Source organism: Vibrio sp. 10N.247.310.23 (assembly GCF_041467155.1).
GTDB classification, from domain to species: Bacteria; Pseudomonadota; Gammaproteobacteria; order Enterobacterales; family Vibrionaceae; genus Vibrio; species Vibrio crassostreae_C.
In genome coordinates this window covers 1-4,530 of sequence record NZ_JBFSTZ010000066.1, presented here as the reverse complement: position 1 = coordinate 4,530, position 4,530 = coordinate 1, and the positions used below count along the sequence as shown (strand labels likewise).

Below are 4,530 nucleotides of genomic sequence, written 5' to 3'. Positions count from 1 at the left end.
GTATCAAACCCAGCCATTTTACTGAGTTCTGAGAGCTTATAGTCTGGTACAAAACTCATGAGAGACCTCCGAAATTATTAGTCAAAATGTTTGACCAATACACTTATTTTAGTAAACATGTTTGACTAAATGGCTTAATACCGTTTGTAACCTTATTCCTGAATAGCTAAAGCGCTTTTAACTACGTTTGATAGATACTGATTAAGTGGTAACTTTTCTCCATACCACTCAAACATAGCATCAGAATCTAACGTCTCGTCAATAATAGGATCTAACGCCCCTTCAATTTGAATTTTGATATTTACTTTTTGATGTGGTGTTTTCACAATGCTTTCCCTTATTATGATAATTAGCAAGAATTACGCCCGACAGGTATGAGCATTCTTAATGCCCTCTATCACAGACCTGTTTTCGTTAGACTTGCTCATAGCGATTTTTCTATTGGCCTTGAATGGCGCTTAGAAACTTTACTCGCCACTGATTAAGTTCTTTTTGAGGAGCTATATAAGGAACCTCCTCATAGGATTGCCCTACTAGTTTTAACGCTGATTTCCACCCTTCTGGATCACTTAGAGCTGTTGACCTTTCTTCAATAGCTAAGTCGGTCAGCTCAAACATTAACTTTTCAAGATCTTCCCTTCCAACAGTTCTATACATATAGCGTAAAGCTGCAATGCGGCTCTCGTTACGGCTCTTCTCCTTAACTAATTGTTTTGCTTTACGGGTTCTTTCATCCGAGCTAGATTGTCTAGATAGAGCTGAAATTTTCAGAGCCAACTCTAGCGATTGAGATGCACAATATAGGCTTTGATCATGGACAACTTGTTCGTAGGACATTTCGCTTATCTCACTGTTTTCATAATGAGGATACATTAGCACGTCACAGGCGTGTTTGGTGTTATTTTTTACCCAATTGCGATTTATCGCTCCCCAATTATTGATGCGATATTTACCACGACTGTAGTGTTCCACCTCTATGTCTAACTCACTCAGTGCTTTAATAGTATCTTGCGCTGTTCTGCGCGGCATTCCAGTCACTTCCATGATATCGGGAACCGTGCTCTTACCCGAATCAATTAAATAAGCGACTAGCAACCTTCTTAAGAAAGAGGTCTGTGTTTTACTCGGTTTCTCCGTCATTTCACTCTCATAATATTAGTTTCAGGAAATGGCGTACCATCTCATGATCATGCAGCCATTATTAGTCGCCTTACAACACAAACTTTTCCCTTACTCTTTAAATAGAGACTCAGCCCCAATTAATGGGATGAGCCTTAATAAAACATCCTCCATCACCCCATTTTCAGCAATGGTAATCCTCTTCGCTTTGCGGTCTTTCCAAGATAGAGTTTGAATCAAGCTAGCAGCCACTACACTCGGCTTATCTAGATTATTCACTGGCACTTCTGTAGCTTGACCGCGAACACTGGTGCTAATCGGACAACAGATAAGTAAACCTGTTTGCTGATTGTACTCTTTACTGGAAAGCACAAAAGCGGGACGGTATTTACCAATTTCTTTACCTTTCACTGGTTCGAAATCTAACCAAATAATTTCATTACGTTTCGGGATATACAAAGCCATTACTCGCCCAACTCCTTACCAGAGACAGAAGCCAATTCATCCGTATGTGCTGTATGAGGATTTAACCCCATTAATAGCTCTTTCTCACTGAACGGGAAGCGTTTTTTAGGGCGCTTAACAGGTTCAATCGTGATTTTATTACCATCAGCTTTAACCTCGATATCAGCCCCTTCAACCAAACCCAGTTGACGTATGAACGTAGCAGGAATGATATTACCAAGACTGTTACCAATTTTTCGTACTTGAGTGCGCATATCACAACCTCATAAGTGTAAACATTGTTATAACAACATTAATTGTATGCGCTTCAACCCAAGTGTCAACATTGTTATAACTTAAAACCTAATTTAGCCGTCGTTGATAACTGAGCATCTAAAATGACGATGCACTCCAAATTCATTGACGGCTCAGAGTGGTGACTACAGCCTTTTAACCCGCAACGCTGACAAATATCCTAATCATTAACTCAAGTACATGCATCGGGCCATGGAGGAGCGCGCGACGACATACAGAATGAGCAAAGCGAAAAAATATTGACCGCTGCGCTTTTCATAAAAAAGGTCGCACTGTCAGTCACCATGGCTTAAATCTTGCCCCTCGCCTTGCCAGAATGCGCGAGCGTAGCGAGTAAGATAAGGCGGTGATATTAACGCGTCTTCGGAGTGTATCGCTGTGCTACCGGAGGATCAGTGGAAGTGGGGCCCGTTCTTATCGTGATATCGTCTGAAGGTGAGTTTATCGAGAGACTTGATACGATAAGAATGGGAGGTAGTTTAAGGCTCTTTGATTTATTCACTCTATCCACAGATTTTTAAAATTAGTAATAGAAAGAAAAGTATCGAATGTAAGTTATAAAATGGGGTATCTACTTTTCACCGTCGTAGTATCTATATATCTCAATAGTTAGTATCCATTTTGTGTGGATAACGTACAAAGCCAGCAAAACGCTCCCCATCGGAGAATTTTATCCACCGCAGACTGAAAATCAGTCGAAAAGAGAAACAATAGAGGTAAAGTCTAACTAATAGAGCGTGATGAAGGTCAAATTAAGTGGGTAGAGGGATGTACTAAAGCCGCTTCGAAGAAGCAAAAAGATGAAAAAGTAGGAAGATTAAGCCGCGATGGTCTCGGGCGGTGAAGCGGTAGGAGAGAAGCCGAAATGTTTAAGGCGGGTATTCGCTGTCACCTCGAACTCTTGCTTACTCAGTATTCTGTCTAACCCTTCATCGTTCATTTTTTTAACAACGAGGCTCAGTGCTCTAGAGCGATCATTGGTTTGTTGAACTTTCTCTTTGGTACTGGCTGCCCCAATCGCCTGATTACGACGCTCAATGGTGCCTTCCCATAGTGTATTACGCAGTATGGCCAAGCGTGCAGGTAGGCTCCCTGCCCCCTCTTGAATCGCCCGCTTATCCGCTGCTTCAAATTCTTGGCAAAGTTTCTTTCCAGCGGTCTCTCCGCCGACTAAAAAACCGAAGTCATCCGTTAAGACATAAACGTTGTTGAGATTGCGCTTTTGCCCATCACTTTTATCATGCACCAGGCCACCACGTGGGTCGGTCGCCAGGTTATCCCCAATAAAGGCATGACGAAGCAACCCACACTTGATCAGTAAGGAGAACCAACGAGAGACCGTGGATTGGCTTTTACCAATCACTTCGCCAATCTGTGACTGTGTGCCTCTCAATGAGAACGAACGCGTGCTGAGACAAGTGTTGCAAATCATATAGAGCACTAAGTGATCGAAGGTTTGCGCCGCATCTTTACGATACAACACCGTGCTGCCTTGACGTTGCAACTGGTAGTAGAGCCCACCATTAGCCCGAGCGCCGTGTTTTAACACCGCACGAAAGACATCCGCTAGACCCGCTGGGAGCTTAGGCGGTTTGCCACTTTTCTTCCAGCGCTCAAGCGCATACTCAGGGCGATGATGGAACGCAACCAAAGCCGCTTCATAATCCGAGAGCGGTTGGGTGGCCTTGCCCATTGGGGTTTGCTTGGCTTTTTCGAGTTCGACCAAGAGCTCAGAGCGCTTTCGTGAACGCTTGCTTTCGCGCGCATATCGCTGCGCTTCATGCTCGTTAGCCTTATCTTGCAGCGTTTGCTCTTCCTCTGGCGCGGGTCTCTCGCCCGACAAGACTTGATACGCTTCATCGGGATGATAAGGCGCGCCTTGCTCCACCGCAAAGGATACCGTGCTTGGCGTGGCCGTTAGGGGCTCTGGCGCCCCCTGAAACACGGTTCGTTTAGCCATGATAGACCTTAATCACAGGCGCAAACTCCGCGCGCTCGACCCCTTCAAGGACTTCAAAAGGGATAGCACCGAGCTTAGCCTGAGCGGCTTGCGCTTTCGCATTGTTGTCCGTCACATCTTGTCGGGTCACCCCCGAATGCTGAAAGGTGACGCTCATTGAAATGATCCCACGCAGGGCTTTCAAGCACGCAAGGCGATGTTGTTCAAAATCACTGCGGGTCATCTGCGCTTTAAAGTGCGCATCTGAGAGCTGCACCATGGCAATATCAAATTGCTCTAACAGCGCCAGCAGGCGCCAACCAAAGCGCGTCTTGACCGATACCGACTTTTTCACCGGCGCGCGACTCAAGGTCTCATGATACAAAATGCGAGAGCTATTGCGCTGAGGGAGTACATCGAGCGTGGATTGGCACAGAGTAAAGGCCGCATTGATGGCGCGCTCGATTTCAAGCAGGGCAAAATCCGCGTAGGGATCGTCATGGCGCGCCGCATGCTCCAGTGTCGAGAGACGTTGAAAAAACAACCCAACACCGGGGGCTTTGCTCCGTTTCGATGGATTCCACAGTTTGACGGTTTCGACGCTGTGCAATTGTACTTCGGCGCTGGCCACCAAGCCGCCCATTTTATTGCTTTGCTGCTTTTTATTGCTCATGCTCTTTATCCCACTTTTCTAGTTCTTTCCATAACGCGCC

At 45.4% G+C, this 4,530-nt stretch carries 5 protein-coding genes and 1 pseudogene; all 6 read right to left on the bottom strand.

Features of this window, described 5'->3' with window-relative positions; translation table 11 throughout:
• Positions 1-152: 152 nt before the first annotated feature.
• Entirely contained in the window at positions 153-326 is a 174-nt protein-coding gene (locus AB6D93_RS23595) for a hypothetical protein (protein WP_157937524.1), read from the bottom strand.
• Positions 327-864: 538 nt separating this feature from the next.
• Positions 865-1,140: pseudogene (locus tag AB6D93_RS23590) on the bottom strand (helix-turn-helix domain-containing protein); the annotation flags it as partial.
• A gap of 90 nt (positions 1,141-1,230) precedes the next feature.
• Positions 1,231-1,584, bottom strand: a complete 354-nt coding sequence (locus AB6D93_RS23585) for a type II toxin-antitoxin system PemK/MazF family toxin (protein WP_102300427.1) — start codon at positions 1,582-1,584, stop codon at positions 1,231-1,233.
• The gene (locus AB6D93_RS23580) at positions 1,584-1,838 is read right to left on the bottom strand and encodes an AbrB/MazE/SpoVT family DNA-binding domain-containing protein (protein ID WP_057620648.1); all 255 of its coding nucleotides are present in this window, start codon (positions 1,836-1,838) and stop codon (positions 1,584-1,586) included. The genes AB6D93_RS23585 and AB6D93_RS23580 overlap by 1 nt, the downstream gene beginning before the upstream one ends.
• Before the next feature lie 857 nt (positions 1,839-2,695).
• The gene (locus AB6D93_RS23575) at positions 2,696-3,838 is read right to left on the bottom strand and encodes a hypothetical protein (protein WP_372159226.1); all 1,143 of its coding nucleotides are present in this window, start codon (positions 3,836-3,838) and stop codon (positions 2,696-2,698) included.
• Positions 3,831-4,490, bottom strand: a complete 660-nt coding sequence (locus AB6D93_RS23570; protein ID WP_136985697.1) for a PFL_4669 family integrating conjugative element protein — start codon at positions 4,488-4,490, stop codon at positions 3,831-3,833. Before AB6D93_RS23570 ends, AB6D93_RS23575 begins: the two co-directional genes overlap by 8 nt.
• Between the last annotated feature and the right edge of the window lie 40 nt (positions 4,491-4,530).